The sequence below is a fragment of the Micromonospora sp. RL09-050-HVF-A genome (assembly GCF_019374995.1).
Classification (GTDB): Bacteria; Actinomycetota; Actinomycetes; order Mycobacteriales; family Micromonosporaceae; genus Micromonospora; species Micromonospora antibiotica.
Genome location: NZ_JAGKQP010000002.1, coordinates 6,608,621 through 6,634,465, shown reverse-complemented (window position 1 = coordinate 6,634,465; position 25,845 = coordinate 6,608,621). Strand labels below are relative to the sequence as shown.

5 protein-coding genes and 1 pseudogene are annotated in these 25,845 nt (G+C 72.0%); all 6 read right to left on the bottom strand.

Going from position 1 to position 25,845, the window contains the following annotated elements; all coding sequences use genetic code 11:
* Window positions 1-21 precede the first annotated feature (21 nt).
* A complete protein-coding gene (locus J7462_RS29335) occupies window positions 22-879 on the bottom strand; it encodes an alpha/beta fold hydrolase (protein WP_219469034.1) in 858 nt (285 codons plus the stop codon).
* An 81-nt stretch (window positions 880-960) separates the two neighbouring features.
* Window positions 961-1,998: a ketoacyl-ACP synthase III family protein gene (locus J7462_RS29330; protein ID WP_219469031.1), complete on the bottom strand. Its 1,038-nt coding sequence runs from the start codon at window positions 1,996-1,998 to the stop codon at window positions 961-963.
* A gap of 48 nt (window positions 1,999-2,046) precedes the next feature.
* Window positions 2,047-2,850, bottom strand: a complete 804-nt coding sequence (locus J7462_RS33470; RefSeq protein WP_219469029.1) for an acyl carrier protein — start codon at window positions 2,848-2,850, stop codon at window positions 2,047-2,049.
* On the bottom strand, window positions 2,817-16,100 hold the full coding sequence (locus tag J7462_RS33065; protein ID WP_219469027.1) for a type I polyketide synthase: 13,284 nt from the start codon (window positions 16,098-16,100) through the stop codon (window positions 2,817-2,819). The genes J7462_RS33470 and J7462_RS33065 overlap by 34 nt, the downstream gene beginning before the upstream one ends.
* Window positions 16,101-16,156: 56 nt before the next feature.
* A pseudogene (locus tag J7462_RS29315) lies at window positions 16,157-19,279 on the bottom strand (type I polyketide synthase); the annotation flags it as partial.
* 76 nt (window positions 19,280-19,355) lie between these two features.
* Window positions 19,356-25,775, bottom strand: a complete 6,420-nt coding sequence (locus tag J7462_RS29310; RefSeq protein WP_308291135.1) for an SDR family NAD(P)-dependent oxidoreductase — start codon at window positions 25,773-25,775, stop codon at window positions 19,356-19,358.
* Between the last annotated feature and the right edge of the window lie 70 nt (window positions 25,776-25,845).

Below are 25,845 nucleotides of genomic sequence, written 5' to 3'. Positions count from 1 at the left end.
GTTGGGTGTCGGGCGCGGAAGTCAGGCGACGGCGGCGAGCACCTCGTGCAGGCGTGCCGAGAAGGCGCGGGGGTGGGTGGTGTGGCCGTTGCGGCCACCGGGGAACTCCACCACCGCCGTGCCGAGTTCGTCGGCGAGTGCCTCCGCGCAGACGTACGCCCAGATGTCCTGTGAGATGCAGCCGCCGGCCGGGACCACCCGGATGCCGGTCTGCTTGAGCCGGGAGATGTCGTCGGCGTCGAGCTGGCAGTTGCGGAAGGCCGGGCCGTCGTACTTGACGAAGAACTCGATGTTCGCGGCCCGGTCGACCGTCATCGGTTGGAAGTCGACGCCCGGTTCCATCTCCAGCGTGGTCAGGTCGATGCCGCTGAGTGCCGCCATCTGCTTCATGGCGGGGCCCCAACCGTCGTTGTGGTAGGCGCGTTCGGCCGCGGCCACCCCCCGTACGACCCGCTCGCGGGTGGCCGCCGGCAGCAGTCGCAGGGTGGGGGCCTCGTGTGCGACCAGGGTGCGGACCTGCTCCGGGTGGCGCAGCGAGAGATAGAGCCCGATCGCCGCACCGTAGCCGGAGCCGAGCACGTGGGCCGGCTGGTCGGTGAGGTGGGCGAGCAGGGCGCCCGCGTCGTCGGCGTGGGTCTCCATGGTCAGCGCTGCGGGTGGCCCGTCGAGTTTGCTGCGGGACAGGCCGCGCCGGTCGTAGGTCACCACCGTGTACCGGTCGGCGAGTTGCTGTACGAGATAGCTGGTCCGGCCGGCGTCACCCTCACCGGCCTGGAGGACCAGCAACACCGGCCCCTGGCCCTGGACCTCGTAATACAGACGTGCTCCGGGTACGCCAAAGGTCCCGGCATCGACATCGTCGGCCACGATCGCGTCCACTGAATCCCCTCCGTTGCGCACTCGGAACGTGTGACGGTTCGACGCTAGACAGAGGGCCTAGAACGCATCTAAAACGGCACTTCACTCCAGCCAGGACGGCTTCTCCAGCAGGGTGAGGACGGCGGCGGAGCAGAGCCATCCCGGGCCCTGGGAGACCAGCAGGAGGTGGTCGCCGGGGTGGACCTGCCCGGTGTCGAGCAGGTGGTCCAGTGAGATGACCAGGTCGGCGGCGCCGACGTGGCCGACCGACCGACCATAGTCCCATGTCGATAGAGACACGTCGATGCCGAGCGGGCCGAGGGTGGTGAACTCGGTCATCCGGGCGTCCTCGTTGATGGTGATCACCCGGGCCAGGTCGGCGACGTTGAGGTCCGCGTCGACCAGCGCCCGGCGGATGATGCCGACGTCGAACTCGCTGAGGCTCTCCACGGCCCGGGCCAGCGGCATCTCGTCGTCGGTGAAGGCGGCCGCCCGCGCGGTCATCGACACCTGTTCGGCGCTCTGCTCGACCGGCGGGGTCAACGGGCCGTCGCCGCGGTGCCACCGTTCCAGCCCGGGCAGGGTGCCGGAGCAGATCGACCGGACCTCGGCGAAGCCGGGTTCGGTGGTGACGACGGCCGCCGCCGCACCGTCGGCGAGGATGTACGAGTCGCCGAAGCCGTGCCACCTGTCGACCAGCGGTGTCTCGAAGTTCTGGGCGGTGGTCAGCAGAGCCACGGCGAGTTCGGCCACGCCGGTGAGCTGCCCGACGGCGATCTCCAGCGCGGCGAGCAGCCCGTTGCACCCCTGCCGGATCTCCAGGGAGCCGGCACCGGCGACTCCCAGCTCACGCAGGATGTAGCCGGGTGGGTAGGACCCCTCGGGCCCCTGGTAGTAGACGCTCGCGTGGATGTGCGACTCGACGTCGGCGGTCCCGGCCGAGGACCGTTCCAGCGCGGTCCGGGCGGCCAGCACCGCCATGTCGAGGGCGGGCAGTTTCGTCGAGATGTGCGTGCCGGTCAGGCCGCTCGCCTCGAAGACCTCCGCCCGGTACCGGCCGTCCGCGACCGCGTCCTCGGCGCTCACCCAGTCGGGTAGGTGGTGGCCGATCCCGTCGAGATAGACACCTTCGACTCGCACGGGGTCCCTCCATTCTTCAGCTGTGTTCCGCCGCAGGCCGGCGGATCGTCAGTAGCCGAGCAGTTCCTGCCTGAGGTGACGCACCAGGGCGTCGGGCGTGGAGTGGTCGAAGACCACCGTGGGCGCGAGCCGCAGGTCGGTCTCCGTGCTGATCAGGTTGCGGACCGTCAGGGCGGAGAGCGAGTCGAACCCGGCGTCCCGGAACCGCCGGTCCCGTTCGACGGTTTCGGCCGACGCCAGGCCGAGCACCGCCGCGACGTTGCGGCGTACCAGCTCCAGCAGGATCTGGTCCCGGTCGCCCTCGGGGGCGAGCACCAGCCGCTGCTTGAGGCCGGCCGGGGCGTCGGCGACGGCCCGTGCGGTGCGGCGGGTGCCGGCCGGGGCCAACGACCGCAGCAGCGCCGGGGCGTCGGGGGACCGCGACCAGGCGCCGGCCCCGGCCGCGACGACCAGTGACCCGCCGACGCGGCAGGCCGCCTCGACGAGGACGAGCTCGTCGGGTGACAGGTCCCCGGCGGGCCGTTCCCGCAGCAGCGCGACGGTCGGGGTGGCGCTGGTGACCGTCGCGTCGGGGTGGTCCAGCCGGACCACGGTGGTGGCTGCGTCCCCGCTGCCGTCGCCGGCCTCGATCCCGCACCCGCGCAGGAAGGCCACGGTCGCCCCGCGCGCCGCCGACGCGCCGCCGGTGACCAGCACCGGCCCGGTGACGTCGGGCGGCGTCGCGTCGTCCACCGGGACGGTGACCCGGGCCAGGCGGGGCGTCAGCACCGTCCCGCGACGGACGACCAGGTGCGGTTCGGCCAGGGCGAGCGCCGTCGTCAGTGCCCGCCAGGACGCCTTGACGCCGTCCACCACGACGGTGTCGCCATGGGCGGGCGTCGCACCGGCCGGCACGGCACCGGCCGGCACGGCGGTGGCCGGCACGGCGGTGGCCGGCACCGCGGTGGCCGGCACCGCGGTGGCCGGCACCGCGGTGGCCGGCACCGCGGCGGTTCCGGTGGTGCCCGCCCGGCCACGGCGGCGGGGGCCGCGGCGGTCGGGTCCGGGCGCAGGGTGACGAGGCGACTGGTCTCCCAGGGGCTGTCGGCCGACGGCGCGGGGTCGGTGTCGCTGAGCAGGATGACGTCCGGACGGGCCGCGCCGGCTTCGACCGCGGCGGTGAGCGCGGCCAGGTCGGGGTACGCCTCGGCGTAGGTGTCCGCCGACATCAGCCCGGCGCGGGCCCGCAGGGGATCGGCGCCGACGACGACCATCGTCGGCGGCGACGGCGGGGTGGCCGGCGTGGACACCGGGACCCACTCCACCCGGAACAGGCCGTCCTGGGCGGCGGCGCTCGCGGTCCGGACCTCACCGGTCGGGCAGGGGCGGGTGGTGACGGCGGCGATCGTCGCCACCGGGGAACCGGTCGTGTCGGCGACGGTGACCTGCCCCGACGCGGCACGGTGCACCCGCAGCACGGTCGCGCCCACCGCCCGCAGGGTCACGCCGCGCAACTCGGCCAGCCGGGACGGCGCGTCGGCCGGGTCGTCGACGGCCCGCAGTGCGGCGTCCAGCAGGACCGGGTGCAGTCCGAATTGGTCCGCCTCGGCGCGCTGCCGGTCGGGCAGCCGGACCTCGGCGAAGACCTCACCGTCGCGCCGCCAGCGCGCGACACCGTCGGCGGCGGGCTCTCCGGTCGCGGCCGGCGGCGGCCACACCGTCAGGTCGACACCCGGCGACGGTACGCCGGCGGCGAGCGTGCCGGAGGCGTGGCAGCGCCAGGGCGCTCCGGCCGGGGTGTCCGCCCGTCGGGCGTGGATGCTCAGCGGCCGGCGGGCGTCGTCCCCCGGTGCGCCGATCTCCACCCGCAGGTGGACAGCCGCCCGGGCCGGCACGGTCAACGGCTCGTGCAGGGTCAGGGCGTCGACGTGGTCGAGCCCGACGTCGTCGCCGGCCTTCAGCGCCAGGTCGAGCAGGGCGGTGCCGGGCAGTACGACGGTGTCCCCGACGGTGTGGGCGGCCAGCCAGGGCAGGCCGGCCAGGGAGACGGTGCCGGTCAGCACCACCCCGCCGGAGCCGGGCAACTCCACCGGGGCGCCGAGCAGCGCATGGTCGCCACGATCGGTGGTGACGCCGGACGGGGTGGTCTTGAGCCAGTAGTGCTCGTGCTGGAAGGGGTAGGTGGGCAGGTCGACCCGGACAGCCTCCGGAACGACCCGACCCCAATCAACCTCCACCCCCGCAACGAACGCCTCACCCAACGACAACAACACCCGACCCACACCACCCTCACCCCGACGCAACGTCGGCACCACCACACCACCCGAACCCACCACACCCAACGACTCCCGCAAACCCACCGACAACACCGGATGCGGAGAACACTCCACAAACCGCGTAAACCCATCCCCCAACAACACCCCAACCACCTCATCAAACCGCACCACCGACCGCAAATTCTCAAACCAATAACCACCCCCCAACTCCACCCCCGACACCACACCACCCCGCACCGACGAATACACCACCACATCCCCCACACCACCAACCACACCACCCACCAAACCCAACAACTCATCCCGCACCACATCCACCACCGGATGATGCGACGCATAATCCACCGGCACCCACCGACACCACACACCCCCACCCTCCAACAACCCCACCAACTCACCCAACAAACCCACCGGACCACCCACCACACACGACCCCGGCCCATTCACCACACACACCACCAACTCACCACCAAAACCCACCAACCACGAACCCACCTCCCCCACCGACAACCCCACCGACACCATCCCCCCCAACCCCGCCAACCGCTCCCCCACCAACCGCGACCGACCCACCACCACACCCAACGCCACCTCCAACGACAACACCCCCGCCACACACGCCGCCGCCAACTCACCCTGCGAATGCCCCACCACCGCATCCGGCACCACACCCGCAGCCCGCCACACCTCCGCCAAACACACCATCAACACAAACAACGCCGGCTGCACCACATCAACCCGCCCCAACCACTCCTCCCCACCCTCCAACAACACCCCACGAACATCCCAATCCACCAACCCACCCAACACCCCCACACACTCCTCAAACCGACCCCGAAAAACAGCATCACACTCCCACAACTCCCGACCCATACCCCACCACTGAGACCCCTGACCCGGAAACACAAACACCGTCCCACCCGACACCACCCGACCGGAAACGGAACTCCCCGCAGCGGCCAACGCCGCGCCGGAACCCGATCCCACGGCCGCCAGACCGGAGACCAACTCGGCGCGCGAATTGCCGACGACCACTGCTCGGTGCTCCCACCGGGAACGTTCCCGCACCAGTCCGGAAGCAATTCCGGCCAGCGACTCGCCGCGCTCGACGAGCCCGGCCAACCGCACCGCCTGTGCCCGCAACGCCTCCGCCGACCGCGCCGACAACACCAACGGCACCGGCCCCACCGGCTCGTCGCCCGTAACCACGACCGGCTCCGGCACCGACTCCAGGATCACGTGCGCGTTGGTGCCGCTGATCCCGAACGACGACACGCCCGCCCGACGCGGCCCGTCACCGTCCCACATCCGCGCCTCGGTGAGCAGCTCCACCGCACCCGACGACCAGTCCACGTGCGTGGTCGGCTCGTCGACGTGCAGCGTCTTCGGCATCACCCCGGCCCGCATCGCCAGGACGGTCTTGATGACGCCGGTGATCCCCGCCGCCGCCATCGTGTGACCGATGTTCGACTTCAGGGAGCCGAGGAACAGCGGACGCTCCGCGGAATGCTCCCGACCATACGTCGCCAACAACGCCTGCGCCTCGATCGGATCACCCAACCTCGTCCCCGTACCATGCGCCTCCACCACATCCACCTCACCCGCCGACAACCCCGCACTCGCCAACGCCTGACGAATCACCCGCTCCTGCGACGGACCATGCGGAGCCGTCAGACCATTCGACGCACCGTCCTGATTCACCGCACTACCCCGCACCAGAGCCAACACCCGGTGCCCGTTCCGACGCGCGTCCGACAACCGCTCCAACACGACGACCCCGACACCCTCACCCCAGCCCGTGCCGTCCGCCGACGACGAGAACGCCTTGCAGCGGCCGTCCACCGACAGACCGCGCTGCCGCGAGAACTCGACGAACATGCCGGGGGTCGCCATCACCGACACCCCACCGGCCAGCGCCAACGACACCTCACCCGACCGCAACGCCCCCACCGCCTGGTGCAACGCCACCAACGACGACGAACACGCCGTGTCCACAGTCACCGCCGGGCCCTGCAGGCCCAGCGCGTAGGCGACGCGCCCGGAGATGACGCTCGTGGACCTCCCGGTGAGCCGCAGCCCGTCCAGGCCCTCGGACACCTCGTGCAGCGGTGAGCCGTAGTCCTGGGCGAGCGCGCCGACGAAGACCCCCGTGGCCGAGCCACTCAGGGCCTCCGGCACGATCCCGGCCCGCTCGAGCGCCTCCCACGAGGTCTCCAGCAGCAGCCGCTGCTGCGGGTCCATCGCCAGCGCCTCGCGGGGCGAGATGCCGAAGAAGCCGGCGTCGAACTCCCCCGCCTCCGGCAGGAACCCGCCGTCGAGCACGTAGGTCTTGCCAGGGCGGTCCGGGTCGGCGTCGAAGAGGTCGACGAGGTCCCAGCCGCGGTCGTTGGGCGGTTCGCCGATCGCGTCGCCGCCGCTGGTCAGCAACTCCCACAGCTCGTCCGGTGAACCCACGCCGCCGGGCAGCCGGCAGGCCATGCCGACGATCGCGACGTGGTCGTCGTCGGTCGCGGTCCGGGTGGGCAGCGGCGCGTCCGTCACCGCCGGCCGGCCGCCCAGCAGTTCGTCCCTGAGGTACGCCGCCACTGCGGTCGGGGTGGGGTGGTCGAACACCATGGTTGCGGAGAGCCGGCTGCCGGTGGCCGCGCTCAGCCGGTTACGCAGCTCCACCGAGGAGAGCGAGTCGAAGCCGAGGTCCTTGAACTTCGCCGGGGCCGGGACCTGGGCGGCGGAGGCGTGACCGAGCACCGCGGCGGCGGTCTGCCGGACCAGCTCGACCAGCAACTGGTCGCCTTCCGCGGTGGGCAGCGCGATGAGCTGTTCGGCCAGGGCGTTGCCCGTCACCCGGGCCGCCGCGACCCGACGCTCACGCCGACCCACCAGGCTGGTGAGCAGCTCCGGGACGGCACCGGCCGCCGGCGAGCGCAGGGCGTCGAGGGCGAGCCGGGCCGGGACGGCCGTCGGCCGGTCGGCGGTGAGCGCGGCGTCGAACAGGGCCAGGCCGTCCTCGACGGTCAGCGGGGCCAGGCCGAGGCGGGCGATCCGGGCCACGTCGATGTCACCGAGCTGCCCGGTCATCTCACTGCGCTGGTCCCAGAAGCCCCAGGCCAGGGCCATCGCCGGGAGGCCCTCGGCACGGCGGGCGTGGGCCAGCTCGTCCAGGAACACGTTCGCCGCGGCGTAGTTGGCCTGGCTGGCGTTGCCGAGCAGACCCATGATGGAGGAGAAGAGGACGAACCCGGCAAGGTCACGGTGGCGGGTGGCCTCGTGCAGGTGCCACGCGGCGTCGGCCTTGGCACGCAGCACCGCCGCGACCCGCTCGTCGGTCAACGCGGGGACCAGGGCGTCGTCGAGCACCCCGGCGGTGTGCACCACGGCCGTCAACGGGTGCGCCGCCGGGACACCGGCCAGCAGGGCGTCCAGGGCGTCCCGGTCGGCCACGTCGACGGCGGCGACCTCGACCGTCGCCCCGAGTCCGGTGAGTTCGCCGACCAGCTCGGCGGCACCGGGGGCCGCCGGGCCACGGCGGCTGGCCAGCAGCAGGTGCCGCATGCCGTGGCGGGTGACCAGGTGGCGGGCGAGCAGGCCGCCGAGCGTACCGGTGCCCCCGGTGATCAGGACGGTGCCGTCGGGGTCCCAGGCGGCCGGTACGGTCAGCACCGCCTTGCCGATCTGGCGGGCCTGGCTGAGCTGGCGGAACGCGTCGGCGGCCGACCGGACGTCCCAGCACCTCGACGGCAGGTGGGTCAGCGTCCCCCGGGCGAAGCGGTCGACGATCTCGGTCAGGATGTGCTGGATCAGGTCCGGGTCCTGGCGACCGACCTCGATCAGGTCGAACGCCTGGTAACGGCGGCCGGGGTGGTCCACGGCGACCCGGTCCGGGTCACGCAGGTCGGTCTTGCCCATCTCGACGAACCGGCCGCCGTCGGCGAGCAGGCGCAACGACGCGTCGAGCAGGTCGCCGGCCAGGCTGTTCAACACGACGTCGACGCCACCCGGGGCAGCGGCCCGGAAGGTCGCCTCGAACCCGTCGGTACGCGACGAGGCGATCCGGTCGGCGGGGACGCCGAGGGCCCGTACCGCCGCCCATTTGGCGGGGCTGGCCGTGGCGTACACCGTTGCGCCGAGCTGGTGGGCCAACTGCACGGCGGCCATCCCGACGCCACCGGCTGCGGCGTGGATCAGCACCGACTCCCCGGCGCTTAGGCCGCCCAGGTGGACGAGTCCGTAGTAGGCGGTCGCGAAGACGATCGGTACCGCGGCGGCCTGGGCGTACGACCAACCGGCCGGGATCGGCACGAGCAGCCGGTGGTCCACGGTGGCGGTGCCGGCGAACGACTCCGCCACCATGCCCATCACCCGGTCCCCGGGCCGCAGGTCGGTGACCGCCGTGCCGGTCTCGGTCACCACACCGGCACCCTCGATGCCCATCCGGGCCTCGCCGGGGTAGACGCCGAGGGTGATCAGGACGTCACGGAAGTTCAGGCCGGCGGCCCGTACCGCGATCCGGACCTCGTGCGGGGCGAGGGCGGCCGACCCGGTGACCGGGGTCTGCCCCGCCACGATGGTGAGACCGTCCACGCTGCCCGACCCGGTGCCGTCCAGTCGCCAGTCGCCCCCGGACACCGGCAGCACGCCGGGGCGCACCGGGGCCAGCCGGGGCACCCGCAGCTCCCCGCCGCGGACGGCCAGTTCGGACCGGTCGGTGGCGAGGGCGGCCGGCAGCGCGGCCAGCGAACGGGGGTCGTCGTCCAGGTCGAGCAGGAGGAACCGGCCCGGGTTCTCGGTCCGCGCCGAGCGCAGCAGCCCCCAGGCGGTGGCCTGGGCCGGCGGGGACGCGGTCGTGCCCGCGTCGGTGGTGACCGCGTACCGGCTCACCACGGCGAGCCGGGCGTCGGCCAGGTCCTCGGTGGCGAGCCACTCCTGGGCCAGGGTGAGCGCCCAGCTGGCGGCACCGTGCGCCGCGTCGACGGCCGGGCCCTGCGGGGCGTCGGGCCGGGTCACCACGACGACGTCGACCTGCCGTCCGGCGGCCACCAGGGCGGGCAGATCGGCGTAGTGGTCGGCGTCGGTCAGCACCGCGCCCAGACCGAACGGGTCCGGCCCGAGCAGGGCGCACCGCAGCGGCGACGGGTCGACGGTGCCACCGGTGGGCTCGGTGACCCAGTCGAGGCCGTACAACGGGGGCGCGTCGGGCCGGGCGGCCGTGCCGAGTCGGGCCGGGTCGACCTCGCGGAAGGTCAACGACTCGACGGTGAGCACCGGCTGGCCGGCGCCGTCGGCGGCGGTCAGGGTGATCGCCCCGGTCGCGGTGGGACGCAGCGACAGCCGCAGCATCGAGGCCCCGGCGGCGGCGAGCGTGACGCCCTGCCAGGCGAACGGCAACCGCAGGTCGTCCCTGCCGGCCAGCCGGTCACGGATGAGCACCGCGTGCAGCGCCGCGTCCAGCAGCGCCGGGTGCAGGCCGAAGCAGGCGGCGTCGGCGTGGGCCGCCTCCGGGAGCAGCACGTCGGCGAACACCTCGTCACCGCGCTGCCACATCGCGGTCAGCCCCTGGAAGGTGGGACCGTAGCGGTAGCCGCCGTCGGCCAGTTCGTCGTACGCGTCGCGCACGTCCACGGCGGTGGCTCCCTGGGGCGGCCACACCGCAGGGTGCGCCGGGGCGTCGGGGTCGGGGGATTCGGGGGCCAGCGTGCCGGTGGCGTGGCAGGTCCAGGCGGTACCAAGATCGACGTCGGCGGCCCGGGAGTGGATGCTCATCTCGCGGCGACCGTCCCCGGCCGGCTCGTCGATCTCCACCCGGACGTGCACCGGCGTGCGGTCGGTCAGCACCAGGGGCGCCTGGAGGGTCAGCTCGTCGACGTGGTCGCAGCCGACCTCGTCGCCCGCACGCAGCGCCATCTCGACGAACGCGGTGCCGGGCAGCAGCACGGTGTCGCCGACGGCGTGCTCGGCCAGCCAGGGCTGGGCGGCGAGGGAGAGGGTGCCGGTGAGCCCGGTGACGGCGCTGCCGGCCAGCTCGACGACCGCGCCGAGCAGCGGGTGGGTGACGGCGGTCAGACCGGCGTGCGAGACGTCGGCCCCGCCGGGTGCGGTCGGGTTCAGCCAGTAGTGGCGGCCCTGGAAGGGGTAGGTGGGCAGGTCGACCCGGACAGCCTCCGGAACGACCCGACCCCAATCAACCTCCACCCCCGCAACGAACGCCTCACCCAACGACAACAACACCCGACCCACACCACCCTCACCCCGACGCAGCGTCGGCACCACCACACCACCCGAACCCACCACACCCAACGACTCCCGCAAACCCACCGACAACACCGGATGCGGAGAACACTCCACAAACCGCGTAAACCCATCCCCCAACAACACCCCAACCACCTCATCAAACCGCACCACCGACCGCAAATTCTCAAACCAATAACCACCCCCCAACTCCACCCCCGACACCACACCACCCCGCACCGACGAATACACCACCACATCCCCCACACCACCAACCACACCACCCACCAAACCCAACAACTCATCCCGCACCACATCCACCACCGGATGATGCGACGCATAATCCACCGGCACCCACCGACACCACACACCCCCACCCTCCAACAACCCCACCAACTCACCCAACAAACCCACCGGACCACCCACCACACACGACCCCGGCCCATTCACCACACACACCACCAACTCACCACCAAAACCCACCAACCACGAACCCACCTCCCCCACCGACAACCCCACCGACACCATCCCCCCCAACCCCGCCAACCGCTCCCCCACCAACCGCGACCGACCCACCACCACACCCAACGCCACCTCCAACGACAACACCCCCGCTACACACGCCGCCGCCAACTCACCCTGCGAATGCCCCACCACCGCATCCGGCACCACACCCGCAGCCCGCCACACCTCCGCCAAACACACCATCAACACAAACAACGCCGGCTGCACCACATCAACCCGCCCCAACCACTCCTCCCCACCCTCCAACAACACCCCACGAACATCCCAATCCACCAACCCACCCAACACCCCCACACACTCCTCAAACCGACCCCGAAAAACAGCATCACACTCCCACAACTCCCGACCCATACCCCACCACTGAGACCCCTGACCCGGAAACACAAACACCGTCCCACCCGACACCACACCACCCGACACCACACCCGACGACACCACACCCGACGACAACACCACACCCGAACCGGGAACAGAACCCGAACCCGAACCCGGAACAGAAACCGGAACCGGAACCGGAACCAAAGACGAAGACGAAGACGAAGACGAAGCCAGCGTCGACACGTGGTCCGAACCGGAAGCCAATGCCGTCAAACCGGCGACCAACTCAGCGCGGGAATTGCCCACGACCACCGCCCGGTGTTCCCACACGGCACGCTCACGTACCAGCACCGACGCGATTCCGGCCAGCGACTCGCCGCGCTCGACGACCGGGACCAGTCGCGACGCCTGCGCCCGCAGGGCCTCCACCGACCGCGCCGACAACACCAACGGCACCGGCCCCACCGGCTCATCGTCACCCGACACCGCCACCGGCTCCGGCTCGAATTCCGGCGCATACTCCAGAACCACATGCGCATTCGTCCCACTGATCCCAAACGACGACACCCCCGCCCGACGCGGCCCCACACCCCCCCACACCCGCGCCTCAGTCAACAACTCCACCGCACCCGACGACCAATCAACATGCGGAGTCGGCTCATCAACATGCAACGTCTTCGGCATCACCCCAGCACGCATCGCCAACACCATCTTGATCACACCAGCAACACCCGCCGCCGCCATCGTATGACCAACATTCGACTTCAACGAACCCAAAAACAACGGACGCTCCGCCGAATGCTCCCGACCATACGTCGCCAACAACGCCTGCGCCTCAATCGGATCACCCAACCTCGTCCCCGTACCATGCGCCTCCACCACATCCACCTCACCCGCCGACAACCCCCCATTCGCCAACGCCTGACGAATCACCCGCTCCTGCGACGGACCATGCGGAGCCGTCAAACCATTCGACGCACCATCCGAATTAACCGCACTACCCCGCACCACCGCCAACACCCGATGCCCATTACGCCGCGCATCCGACAACCGCTCCAACACCACCACACCAACACCCTCACCCCACCCCGTACCATCCGCCGACGACGAAAACGCCTTACACCGACCATCCCCCGACAACCCACCCTGACGCGCAAACTCCACAAACATCCCCGGCGACCCCATCACCGCAACCCCACCCGCCACCGCCAACGACACCTCACCCGACCGCAACGCCCCCACCGCCTGATGCACCGCCACCAACGACGACGAACACGCCGTATCCACCGACACCGCCGGACCACCCAAACCCAACACATACGCCACCCGACCCGACACCACACTCCCCGCCGAACCCGTCAACACATACCCACCAACACCCTCCCCCGCCTCCCACAACCGCGGCCCATACTCCAAACCCATCACCCCCAAAAACACCCCCACCCCAACACCATCCAAACCAACACCCAAACCCGCACCCTCCAACGCCTCCCACACCACCTCCAACACCAACCGCTGCTGCGGATCCATCACCACAGCCTCACGCGGAGACACCCCAAAAAACTCCGCATCAAAAACCCCCGCACCCTCCAAAAACCCACCCCACCCCGGCACCCCACCACCCACCAAACCCTCCACATCCCACCCACGATCCACCGGCCACCCACCCACCACATCAACCCCACCCAACACCACATCCCACAAATCCCCCGGCGAACCCACCCCACCACCAAAACGACACCCCATCCCCACAATCGCCACCGCCTCACCCACACCCACACCCACACCCGCAACACCCACACCCGAAACCCCACCCACCACCAAACCCACCAACCGCTCCGCCACCAACACCGGAGTCGGAAAGTCGTAGGCGAGCGAGGACGGCAGCGGCAGGGCGGTGTCGGCGACCAGCCGGTCGCGTAGTTCCACGACGGTGAGCGAGGAGAAGCCGAGTTCCTTGAACGTCGTCTCCGGGTCCACGTCGGTGGCGTTCGAATGACCGAGGATGCCGGCGGCCCGCCGCCGGACCAACTCCAGGGCGACGTCGAGGCGACGCTCCGCCGGCAGCTCCCGCAGGTCAGTCGCCCAGGCCCCGTCGCCGACGGGCTCCTCGGCCACCGGCGCGTCGGCGTCGGGCCGTACGGTCGTCGTGCCCGGGTCCGTTGCGGGCGCGTCGATCCAGAAGGGCCTGCGCTGGAACGCGTAGGTGGGCAGGGAGATCCGCTGTGCGCCCGGGAAGGACGTGGTCCAGTCGACCGGGACACCCACGACGTACGCATGGCCGACGGCCTGCCGGAAGCGGTCGAGGCCGCCCTCGTCGCGCCGCAGGGTGGGCACGACGGACGCCGGCTGCCCGGCTGCGGCGAAGGTCTCCCGCAGGCCGACGGCCAGCACCGGGTGCGGGCTGCACTCGATGAACGTGGTGTACCCGTCGTCGAGCAACGCCGTGGCGGCCGGCTCGAACCGGACGGTCTGCCGTAGGTTGCGGTACCAGTAGGCGGCGTCCAGACCGGCCGTGTCGACGGGCGTTCCGGTCACCGACGAGTAGAAGGTGACCGGGGCACTGGTGGGCGTGATCGGGGTGAGCTGGGCGAGCACCTCGTCGCGGACCGTCTCGACCTGCGGGGAGTGGGACGCGTAGTCCACCGGGATGGCCCGGCACCGCACCCCCTGCGCGGTCAGCTCGGCGAGCACCTGCGGCAGCACGTCCACCGCTCCGGACAGGACGGTCGAGTCGGGGCCGTTGATCGCCCCGATCGCCACCTGGTCGCTCCACTGCTCCAGCACCGGCAGCAGCCGCTCGGCCGACGCCGCCACCGACGCCATCGCGCCCGTGCCGGCCAGGGCCCGGATCGCCCGACTGCGCAGGGCCACCACCCGGGCCGCGTCCGGCAGGGTCAGCGCGCCGGCCACGCACGCGGCGGCGATCTCACCCTGGGAGTGCCCCACCACCGCGTCGGGTTCCACCCCGTGCGCCCGCCACAGTGCCGCCAACGACACCATCACGGCGAACAACACCGGCTGGACCACGTCGACCCGCGCCAACTGGTCGGCGTCCCCGCCGAGCAGGACGTCGCGCAGGTCCCAGTCGGTGTACGCGGCCAGCGCGTCGGCACATTCGTCGAGGCGGTCGCGGAACACCGCGGAGTCGGCGTACAGGCCACGGGCCATCGCCTCCCACTGCGAGCCCTGGCCGGGGAAGACGAAGACCACCCGGCCGGGCTGGGCGCGGCCGACGACCAGGTCGGGTCGGTCGTCACCGGCGGCGAGCGCGGCGAGCGCGGCGAGCATGTCGGCGCGGTCACCGGCGCGGATCGCCGCCCGGTGCCGCAGGGCGGCCCGGGTCGTCGCGAGCGAGTAGCCGAGGTCGACGCCCGCGACGTCGCCACCGGTGGTGAGGAACCGGTGCAGCGTGGCCGCCTGGGCGCGCAGTGCGGCGGGGTTCTGAGCGGACACCACCCAGGGGGCGGTGTGCGGGGGCGTCGGCGCGTCGGTCCGGTCGCCGGTGGGCCGGGGCGCCCGCCCGACGACGAGGTGGGCGTTGGTGCCGCCCATTCCGAACGACGAGATGCCGGCCAGGGCGTCGCCGTCACCGGCGGCGTCCGCCGGCCACGGCCCGAGCGCGCACTGCACCTGCAGGTTCAGCGCGGCCAGGTCGATGCGCGGGTTGACGGTGCTGAAGTTCAGACTCGCCGGGATCTGCCCGTGCCGGGCGCTCAACGCGAGCTTGAGCAGACCGACCAGACCGGCGGCCCCTTCGAGGTGCCCGACGTTGGTCTTGGCCGAACCGACGGCCAGCGGAGCGTCCGCCGGCCGGTGCACGCCGATCGTCGCACCCAGCGCGCCTGCCTCGACCGGGTCGCCGACGGGCGTGCCCGTGCCGTGCAGCTCGACGTAGCCGACGTGGGCCGGGTCGGTGCCCGCCTGCCGGTGCGCCCGCCGGATCACGTCGGCCTGCCCGTCGCCGTCCGGGACGGTCAGGCCGGCACCGCCACCGTCGTTGTTGACGGCCCCGCCGAGGATCACGCAGGAGATGTCGTCGCCGTCGGCCACCGCGTCGGCGAGCCGCTTGAGCACGACCAGGCCGCCGCCCTCACCGCGTACGTAGCCGTTGGCGCGCGCGTCGAAGACCCAGGCCGTGCCGTCCGGGGAGAGACCGCCGAACTCGCCGACCCGGGCGGTGCTCCCCGGTTCCAGGATGAGGTTCACGCCGCCGGCCAGGGCCAGCGAGACGGTCCCGGCGCGCAGGCTCTCGCAGGCCTGGTGCACGGCGACCAGCGCCGACGACTGCCCGGAGTCGACGACCACGCTGGGCCCGGTCAGGCCGAGTGTGTAGGAGATCCGGTTGGCCACGACGCTGCGGTGCAGCCCGGTGAGGGTGTGGACGGTGGCGGGCACCCGGCCGGCCAGTTGGGCGTAGTCGTCCTGGATGGCGCCGACGTAGACCGCCGCAGGCCGCCCGGCCAGCTGGTCGGGTGCCAGCCGGGCGTCCTCGAACGCCTCCCACGCCAGCTCCAGCATCAGCCGCTGCTGCGGGTCCATCGCGGTGGCCTCGCGCGGGGAGATGCCGAAGAAGGCGGCGTCGAACCCGGCGACGTCGTCGAGGAAGCCGCCGGGTGGGGCGGTCGGCCCCGACCGGTCGGTGGGTGCCGCGCCGATCGCGTTGCCCCCGCTGGCGAGCAGGGCCCAGAACGCGGCCGGGTTCGCCGCGCCGGGCAGGCGGCAGGACATGCCGACGACAGCGATCGCGTCCTCGGAAAAGTCACGGGTCTGCGGCATGACAACTGACCTCATTCTGCGTCGATCGCGGGCCATCAGGGGGTGGGGCGGAGGGTCTAGACGGTGATCAGGGTGTCGACGTAGTCGACGATCGCCTCGAACGTCGGGTGCTCGTAGACCAGCGCGGCGGGCAGGTCCACTCCGGTGGCGGCGGCGGCCCGGTTGCGCAGGTCGATCGCCATCAGCGAGGTGAACCCGAGTTCGAGCAGGGGGACGTCGGCGGCGACGTCGTCGGCCCGGTCGAGCCGCATCACCTCGGCGGCCAGCCCGCGCAGGGCCATCAGCAGGGTCGCCCGGCGTTCGGCGGCCGGTAGCCGCAGCAGGGTGACGGCCAGCGACGGCTCCGCCTCGTCACTGCCGTCGGTGAGCGAGTCGGGCGGCGTGGGTGCCCGGCGGGTGGCCACCATCGGTGCGACCGCGTCCAGCCAGTAGTGCTTGCGCTGAAACGCGTAGGTGGGCAGGTCGACGGTGGTCGGGGCCAGCCCGTCGGTCAGCGCGTCCCAGTCGACGCCGCCACCCCGGCAGTACCAGTTCGCGACCCCGGTCAGGAACGCCACCGGCTCGTCGACGTCGCGGCGCAGCAGCGGCAGCACCGCACCGGTCGTGCCGGCGACGCCGAGGTTCTCGGTGACCACCGCGCTCAGCACACTGTCCGGGCCGACTTCGAGGTACTCGGTGACCTCGGCGGCGGCCAGCGCCCGGACGGCGTCGGCGAAGCGGACCGGCCGGCGGGCGTGCGCCACCCAGTATTCCGGGTCCTCCAGTTCACCCGGGCCGACCGGTCGACCGGTCACGGTGGACACCAGCTCGACGGTCGGCGGCCGGTAGGTCAGGCCCGCCGCCACCCGCCGGAACTCGTCGAGCATGGGCTCCATCCGGGGGGAGTGGAAGGCGTGGCTGACCCGCAGTCGGCTGGTCCGCCGGCCCTGGGCGGCCCAGGCCGCCTCGATCTCGGCGACCGCCGGCTCGTCACCGGCGACCACGACGGAGGACGGTCCGTTCACGGCGGCGACGGCGACCTCGGCGGCCCGGTCCACCAGCATCGGTGTCACCTCGGCCTCGGTGGCCTGCACCGCCACCATCGCGCCGCCGGCCGGCAGTTCCTGCATGAGTCGTCCGCGTGCGGTGACCAGGGTCGCCGCGTCGGCCAGCGTGAGCACTCCGGCGACGTGGGCGGCGGCGAACTCGCCGACCGAGTGCCCGACGAGCCGTTGGGGCCGGATGCCGAACCGTTCGAGGAGCCGGAACAGCGCCACCTCCACGGCGAAGATGGCAGGTTGGGCGAACCGGGTCTGGTCGAGCAGCGCGGCGAGGTCGGTACCCGCCGGGGCGAAGAGCACGTCGCGCAGCACCACCGGCAGGTGCGCGTCGAGGGCCGCGCACGCCGCGTCGAGGGCCGCGGCGAAGGCCGGGAACGCCGGGTAGAGGTCGCGGCCCATGCCCGCGTGCTGCGAACCCTGACCCGAGAAGATCATGGCGAGGGTACGACCGCCGGGCGGGGCGGGGCGGCCCCGCACCACCTGGGCGGAGCCCGAGCCGCCGGCCAACCGGTCCAGACCGGTGAGCAGCTCGGCCGGGTCGGTGCCGAGCAGAACGGCACGGTGGGCGAACAGCGGACGACGATTCAGGGTGTACGCCACGTCGACCGGCCGCAGCGGTCGACGCCGCAGGTGGGCGGCGAGCCGTCGTGCCTGGTCCCGCAGTGCCTTGGGCGAGTTACCCGACAGTGGCCAGGCGGTCGGGCGGTCGGGTGTCACCACCGGCGCGGACCCGTGTTCCCCGGCGGGCGGGGGTGGCGACTCCTCCAGGATCAGGTGGGCGTTCGTGCCGCTGATCCCGAAGGAGGAGATGCCGACGCGACGTGGCCGATCGGCGACCGGCCAGGCCACGGCCTCACGCAGCAGGCGTACCGCGCCCGACGACCAGTCCACGTGGGGGGTCGGTGGGTCGGCGTGCAGGGACCGGGGCAGCACCTCGTTCCGCATCGCCTGCACCATCTTGATCAGGCCGCCGACTCCGGCCGCGGCCTGGCTGTGCCCGATGTTGGACTTGAGCGAGCCCAGCCAGAGGGGGCGTTGCGCGTCCCGGCCGGCGCCGTACACGGCTTGCAGGGCGCGTACCTCGATCGGGTCGCCGAGGGTGGTGCCGGTGCCGTGCCCCTCCACCGCGTCGAGGTCGGCGGGGGTGAGCCGGGCGTCGGCGAGGGCGTTGAAGATGACACGTTCCTGGGCGGGCCCGCTCGGGGCGGTGAGGCCGTTGCTGGCGCCGTCCTGGTTGACCGCGCTGCCCCGGATCAGACCGAGCACCGGGTGCCCGTTGCGCAGCGCGTCGGAGTACCGCTCCAACATGACCACTCCGACGCCCTCGGCCCAGCCGGCGCCGTCGGCCCCGGCGGAGAAGGACCGGCACCGGCCGCCGGGCGACAGGCCGCGCTGCCGGGAGAACTCGATGAACACCCCCGGTGTCGCCATCACCGTGACGCCTCCGGCCAGGGCCAGGGAGCACTCGCCCCAGCGCAGCGACTGGCAGGCCAGGTGGATCGCCACCAGCGACGACGAGCAGGCGGTGTCGACGGTGATCGCCGGCCCTTCGAAGCCCAACGAGTAGGCGATCCGGCCGGAGGCGATGCTCGCCGCGCTGCCGTTGCCGACGTACCCCTCGAAGCCCTCCGGTGCCGGCATCAGCCGCGACCCGTAGTCGTTGTACATCACCCCGACGAACACGCCGGTGTCGCTGCCGCGCAGCGACCGGGGGTCGACGCCGCCCCGCTCGATCGACTGCCAGGCGTGTTCGAGCAGTAGGCGCTGCTGGGGGTCGATGGACAGCGCCTCGCGGGGGGTGATGGCGAACAGCCCGGCGTCGAACTCGGCCGCGTCGTAGAGGAAACCACCCTCGCGGGCGTAGCTGGTGCCGACGGTGTCCGGGTCCGGGTCGTAGAGCCCGTCGAGGTCCCACCCCCGGTCGGTGGGGAACCCGGCCACGGCGTCGACCTCACCGGCGACCAGGTCCCACAACTCGTCCGGGGTCTGCACCCCGCCGGGGTACTGGCAGCTCATCCCGACGAGCGCGATCGGCTCGTGGCGGCTCTCTTCGAGATCCCGGATGCGTTCCTGGGCGTCGCGCAGCTCAATGGTCATCCGCTTGAGGTAGTTGAGGAGCTTCGCCTCGTCACCTGACATGCGCTGGACACCCGCTCTCGTTGACTCCTGCGGCCGGTGGCCGCTCACTGCGGCACCGTGCCGAACTCCTGGTCGATCAGGTCGAAGATCTCGTCCACGGACGCGGACTCGATGCGCGCGTTGGCTTCCGGGCCGGCCGACCGGTCCGCCGGGGTGGTCTTCCAGTCGGCGAGCATGCTCTCCAGCCGGGCGGCGACCAGCCGGCGCAGCCCCGGTCGGAGGAGGCCGCCGCCATGGCGGCGGACAGCCGGTCGAGTTCGGCGAGGACCGGGCCCTCGGCGTCGGCCGGCGCGGCGGTCTCCCGGATGAACTCGGCCAGCGAGGTGGGCCGTGGATGGTCGAAGACCATCGTGGCGGGCAGTTGCAGACCGGTGGCGGCGCTGAGCCGGTTGCGCAACTCGACCGCGGACAGCGACTCGAAGCCGAGTTCCTTGAAGGACCGGTCGTCGTCGACGCGCGCCACCCGGTCGCCGCCGAGGACGGCGACGACGTTCCTGCGTACCAGGTCCAGCACGATCTTCTGTTGTTCGCCGACCGGCAGCCCGGCGAGCCGGGTGACCAGCGGTCGGGACGCCTGTTGGCCACCGGCGGGGCGGCGGGCCGTGCGGGTCAGCCCGGACAGCCGGGGTGGCACGTTGTCGGTCTCGGTGCGGGCGCTGAGGCCGGCGATGTCGAAGCGGGCGGTGACCAGCACCGCCGGGCCGGCGGCCAGCGCGTCGTCGAAGAGGGCTAGCCCCTCGTCGAGCGACAGCGGCAGCAGGCCGCCCCGGCTGACCCGGTCCAGCGCCGCCCGGTCGAGTTTCGCCGCCGCGCCGGCCCCGGTGCCGTCGGTCTCGCCCCACAACCCCCAGACCAGGGAGGTGCCGGCCAGGCCGGCGGCCCGGCGGTGTTCGGCGAGCGCGTCGAGGGCGACGTTGGCCGCCGCATAGTTGCCCTGACCGAGGTTGCCGAGTTGACCCGCCACCGAGGAGAACAGCACGAACGCGGCCAGGTCGGCGTCCGCGGTCAGCTCGTGCAGGTGCAGAGCGGCCTGCACCTTCGGCCGCCAGACGACGTCGAGGCGGTGCGGGGTGAGGCTGGGCAGCACCCCGTCGTCGATGACCCCGGCGGCGTGCACGACCGCGGTGAGCGGGTGGTCGGCCGGCACCGTGGCGAGCGCCGCGGCGACGGATTCGCGGTCCCCGACGTCGCAGGCGACCAGCCGGGCCGTCGCCCCCTGCGCGGTGAGGTCGGCGAGCAGGTCACCGGCGCCGGGGGCGTCCGCGCCGCGCCGGCTCAGCAACAGCAGGTGCCGCACGCCGTAGGTCGCCACCAGGTGCCGGGCGACGAGTGCGCCGAGCGCCCCGGTGGCCCCGGTGATCAAAACGGTGCCGTCCGGGTCGAGCCTCGGCGGCGCGGCAGGCTCCGCCGAGCGGCGTACCACCAACCGTGGTACGAGGCCGACGCCGTTTCGCAGCGCGATCTCCGACTCCCCGGTGGCCAACGCGCCGGGCAGGGCCGGGCCCGAATCGGCGTCGACGTCGATGTGCACCACCGCGCCGGGGTTCTCCGCCCGCGCGGTACGCAGCAGGCCGGCGACCGGTGCCATGGCCAGGTCGACGTCGGTGTCACCGGGCAGCGGCAACGCGCCGCTGGTCACGACGACCAGCTTCGACTGCGCCAGTTCACCGCAGGCGAGCCAGCCCTGCACCGTGTCGAGCACCTGCCGGGTGGGCAGCCCGGTGGCGGTCGGATCGACCCCGGCACCGGGTGCCGAGCCCACGCAGGAGACCAGCACGGTGGACGGTGCCGGCCGGCCGTCGGCGACCGCCGCCCGCAGCGACTCGACGTCCGGGTAGTCCGCCGGATCGACACCCGGCAGGTCACGCAGGTGGTGGCCGTCCGCACCGACGAGGACATGGTCCTGGGTGGCGTCCGCCCCGGCCGGGGTCTCGACGGGGTTCCAGCGGATCTCGTAGAGCGGCAGCCGGTCGGTACGCAGCGCGGCGAGCCGGGCCGGGTCGATCTCGCGGAGGGTCAGCGCGCGTACCGATCCGACCGGGGTGCCGGTGTCGTCGGCGATGTCCATCCGGACGGTCTCGCCGCCGGAGGCGTCCCACCGCACCCGCAGTCGGGCGGGCGTCACGTCGGCGGCCGTCACCCCCTGCCAGGAGAACGGGATCCGCAGCGGCAGCGGGCCGTCGTTGTCGGCGAGCGCGAGCGCCAGCAGGGGGTGCAGGGCCGCGTCGAGCAGCGCCGGATGCAGCCGGTGGCCGGTGGGGTCGGTCCCCTCCGGCAGGGTGATCTCGGCGTAGCAGTGGTCCGGGTCCCGCCACAGCCCGGTCAGGCCCCGGAAGGCGGTGCCGTAGCCGTAGCCGTGCTCGGCGAGCCGGTCGTACAGGCCGGTGAGGTCGACGGGCACCACGTCGGCGGGCGGCCAACTGGTCAGCGCCGTGCCGGCCGGGTCGGCAACCGGGGTCAGCACCCCGCTGGCGTGCAGGGTCCAGTCCTGACCGGAGTCGGTGTCGGCCGACCGGCCGTGGATCGTCACCCGGCGGCGGCCGGTGTCGTCCGGGGCGGACGCGACGACCTGGAGGTCCACGACGCCGTGCGCGGGCAGTGCGAGCGGCGCGTGCAGGGTCAGGTCGTCGACCATGGCCAGTCCGGCGTACGCGGCGCAGTGCAGGGCCAGGTCGACGAAGGCCGCGCCGGGCAGGAGGACGGTGCCGCCGACCAGGTGGTCGGCGAGCCACGGGTGGGTGGTGAGCGAGACCCGGCCGGTGAAGAGGGTCCCGGCGTCACCGGCGAGCACGACCGCGGCGCCGAGCATCGGGTGGCCGGCCTGGTCCAGACCGGCGGCGCTCAGGTCGCCGGTGTTGCGGGGTGCCTCCAACCAGTACCGCTCCCCCTGGAACGCATACGTCGGCACATCCACCAACCGACCCGCACCCACCACCCGACGCCAATCAACCTCCACCCCCGCAACAAACGCCTCACCCAACGACAACAACACCCGACCCACACCACCCTCACCCCGACGCAACGTCGGCACCACCACACCACCCGAACCCACCACACCCAACGACTCCCGCAAACCCACCGACAACACCGGATGCGGAGAACACTCCACAAACCGCGTAAACCCATCCCCCAACAACACCCCAACCACCTCATCAAACCGCACCACCGACCGCAAATTCTCAAACCAATAACCACCCCCCAACTCCACCCCCGACACCACACCACCCCGCACCGACGAATACACCACCACATCCCCCACACCACCAACCACACCACCCACCAAACCCAACAACTCATCCCGCACCACATCCACCACCGGATGATGCGACGCATAATCCACCGGCACCCACCGACACCACACACCCCCACCCTCCAACAACCCCACCAACTCACCCAACAAACCCACCGGACCACCCACCACACACGACCCCGGCCCATTCACCACACACACCACCAACTCACCACCAAAACCCACCAACCACGAACCCACCTCCCCCACCGACAACCCCACCGACACCATCCCCCCCAACCCCGCCAACCGCTCCCCCACCAACCGCGACCGACCCACCACCACACCCAACGCCACCTCCAACGACAACACCCCCGCCACACACGCCGCCGCCAACTCACCCTGCGAATGCCCCACCACCGCATCCGGCACCACACCCGCAGCCCGCCACACCTCCGCCAAACACACCATCAACACAAACAACGCCGGCTGCACCACATCAACCCGCCCCAACCACTCCTCCCCACCCTCCAACAACACCCCACGAACATCCCAATCCACCAACCCACCCAACACCCCCACACACTCCTCAAACCGACCCCGAAAAACAGCATCACACTCCCACAACTCCCGACCCATACCCCACCACTGAGACCCCTGACCCGGAAACACAAACACCGTCCCACCCGACACCACACCACCCGACACCACACCCGACGACACCACACCCGAACCCGGAACCAAACCCGAACCCGGAACAGAAACCGGAACCGGAACCAAAGACGAACCCGAAACCGAAGCAGGAACCGATACCGAAGCAGGAACCGAATCCGCAGTCGAAGCCAAAGTTGCAGTCGGAGCCGCATTCGGAGACGGAGACGCAGTCGCATTCGCAGTCGGAACCGGAGACGTGGTCGAAGTCGGAATCGGAGACGACACGTAATCCGCACCAGAACCCAACGCCGTCAAACCCGCAACCAACTCCGCCCGAGAATTACCCACCACCACCGCACGATGCGCAAACCCAGCACGACCCGCCAACGTCCACGCCACATCCGACAACGACACCCCACCACCAACACCACCCAGAAAACCCGCCAACCGCACCGCCTGCGCCCGCAACGACTCCACCGACCGCGCCGACAACACCAACGGCACCGGCCCCACCGGCTCGTCGCCCGTAACCACGACCGGCTCCGGCACCGACTCCAGGATCACGTGCGCGTTGGTGCCGCTCATACCGAACGAGGAGACGGCCGACCGGCGGGGACGCCCGCCCTCCCACGGCCGCGCCTCGGTGAGCAGCTCCACCGCACCCGACGACCAGTCCACGTGCGTGGTCGGCTCGTCGACGTGCAGCGTCTTCGGCATCACCCCGGCCCGCATCGCCAGCACCATCTTGATCACGCCGGCCACTCCGGCGGCGGCGAGGGTGTGGCCGACGTTCGACTTCAGGGAGCCGAGGAACAGCGGACGCTCCGCCGAATGCTCCCGACCATACGTCGCCAACAACGCCTGCGCCTCGATCGGATCACCCAACCTCGTCCCCGTACCATGCGCCTCCACCACATCCACCTCACCCGCCGACAACCCCGCACTCGCCAACGCCTGACGAATCACCCGCTCCTGCGACGGACCATGCGGAGCCGTCAGACCATTCGACGCACCGTCCTGATTCACCGCACTACCCCGCACCAGAGCCAGGACGGGGTGCCCGTTCCGCCGGGCGTCCGACAACCGCTCCAACATGATCACGCCGACGCCCTCGCCCCAGCCCGTGCCGTCGGCGGAGGATGAGAACGCCTTGCAGCGGCCGTCCACCGACAGCGCCCGCTGCCGGCTGAACTCGACGAAGTTGACCGGCCCGGCCATCACGGTGGCCCCGCCGACCAGGGCCAGCGAGCACTCGCCGGTACGCAGTGACCCGGCGGCGAGGTGCAGGGCGACCAGCGACGACGAGCAGGCGGTGTCGACCGTGATGGCCGGCCCCTCCAGGCCGAGGGTGTAGGCGATGCGGCCGGAGGCGACGCTCGTGGTGGTGCCGGTGGAGACGTGCCCTTCGACGCCGGCCGGGGTGTGGCCCAGCCGGGTGACGTAGTCGCTGGTGATGACGCCGACGAATACGCCGGTGTCGCTGCCGCGCAGTTCCGCCGGGTCGACGCCAGCCGCCTCGATGGCCTCCCACGAGGTCTCCAGCAGCAGCCGCTGCTGCGGGTCCATCGCCGCCGCCTCACGGGGGCTGATCTCGAAGAAGTCCGCGTCGAACGTGTCGGCGTCGCGCAGGAACCCGCCCTGCCGGGTGTAGGTCCGGCCGACGGCGGCCGGGTCGGGGTCGTAGAGGTCGTCCACGTTCCAGCCCCGGTCGGTGGGGAAGTCGCCGATGGTGTCGACGCCGTCGGCGACCACCCGCCACAGGTGTTCCGGGCTGGCGACGCCGCCCGGGAACCGGCAGGACATGGCGATGATGGCGACCGGGTCGTCGGCTACCGCGACGGCGGTGCGGGTCGTCGGCGTCACCGGTGCCGCGCCGTCCGGCCCGGCGACGACGGTACGCAGGTGTTCCGCCAGCGCGGCCGGGGTGGGGTGGTCGAAGACCGCGGTCGCGGCGAGCGTGATGCCGGTCGCGGCGACGAGCCGGTTGCGCAGTTCGACGGCCGTCAGCGAGTCCACACCCAGCTCCCGGAAGGGCCGCTGCGGGTCGACCGGTTCACCGTCGGTGCGACCGAGGACCACGTCCACCTCGGCACGTACCAGGTCGGACAGGAACGCGGTCTGCTCCTGCGGGGTCTGCCCGGCCAGCCGCTGGGCCAGGTGGCCGGTGGCGTCGGTCGCCGCCGCCGCCCGCCGCCGGGCGGGCCGGACCAGCCTGCTCAGCATCGGCGGTACGGCGTCCCGGGCGGCGAACGCGCCCAGGTTCAGTCGTACCGGCAGGACCGTCGGGCGGTCGATGTCGAGGGCGGCGTCGAGGGCGGCGAGTCCCTGCTCCACCTCGATCGGCAGGACGCCGGCAGCGGCGATCCGATCGAGTTCGGCCCGCCCGAGACCGCCGGCCATTCCGCTGGTGGTGTCCCAGAGCCCCCACCCGATGGCGGTGGCGCGCAGGCCGTTGCGGTGGCGGTGGTGGGCGAGGGCGTCCTGGAAGGCGTTGGCCGCGCCGTAGTTGGCCTGGCCCGGGTTCCCCATGGTCGCGGCGGCGCTGCTGTAGGTGACGAGGGTGACGTCGGGGTGGTGTTGGAGTGCGGTGTGGAGGGTGTGGGTGGTGTCGATTTTGGCGGTGAGGGTGGTGTGGAGGGTGTGGGGGGTTTGGGTGGTGAGGGGGTGTCGTGGAGGGTGCCGG

What these genes read in the sequence shown, in the direction of transcription:
- J7462_RS33065 (WP_219469027.1), bottom strand. Translation starts at nt 16,100, where the DNA reads ATGCCGCAGACCCGTGACTTTTCCGAGGACGCGATCGCTGTCGTCGGC.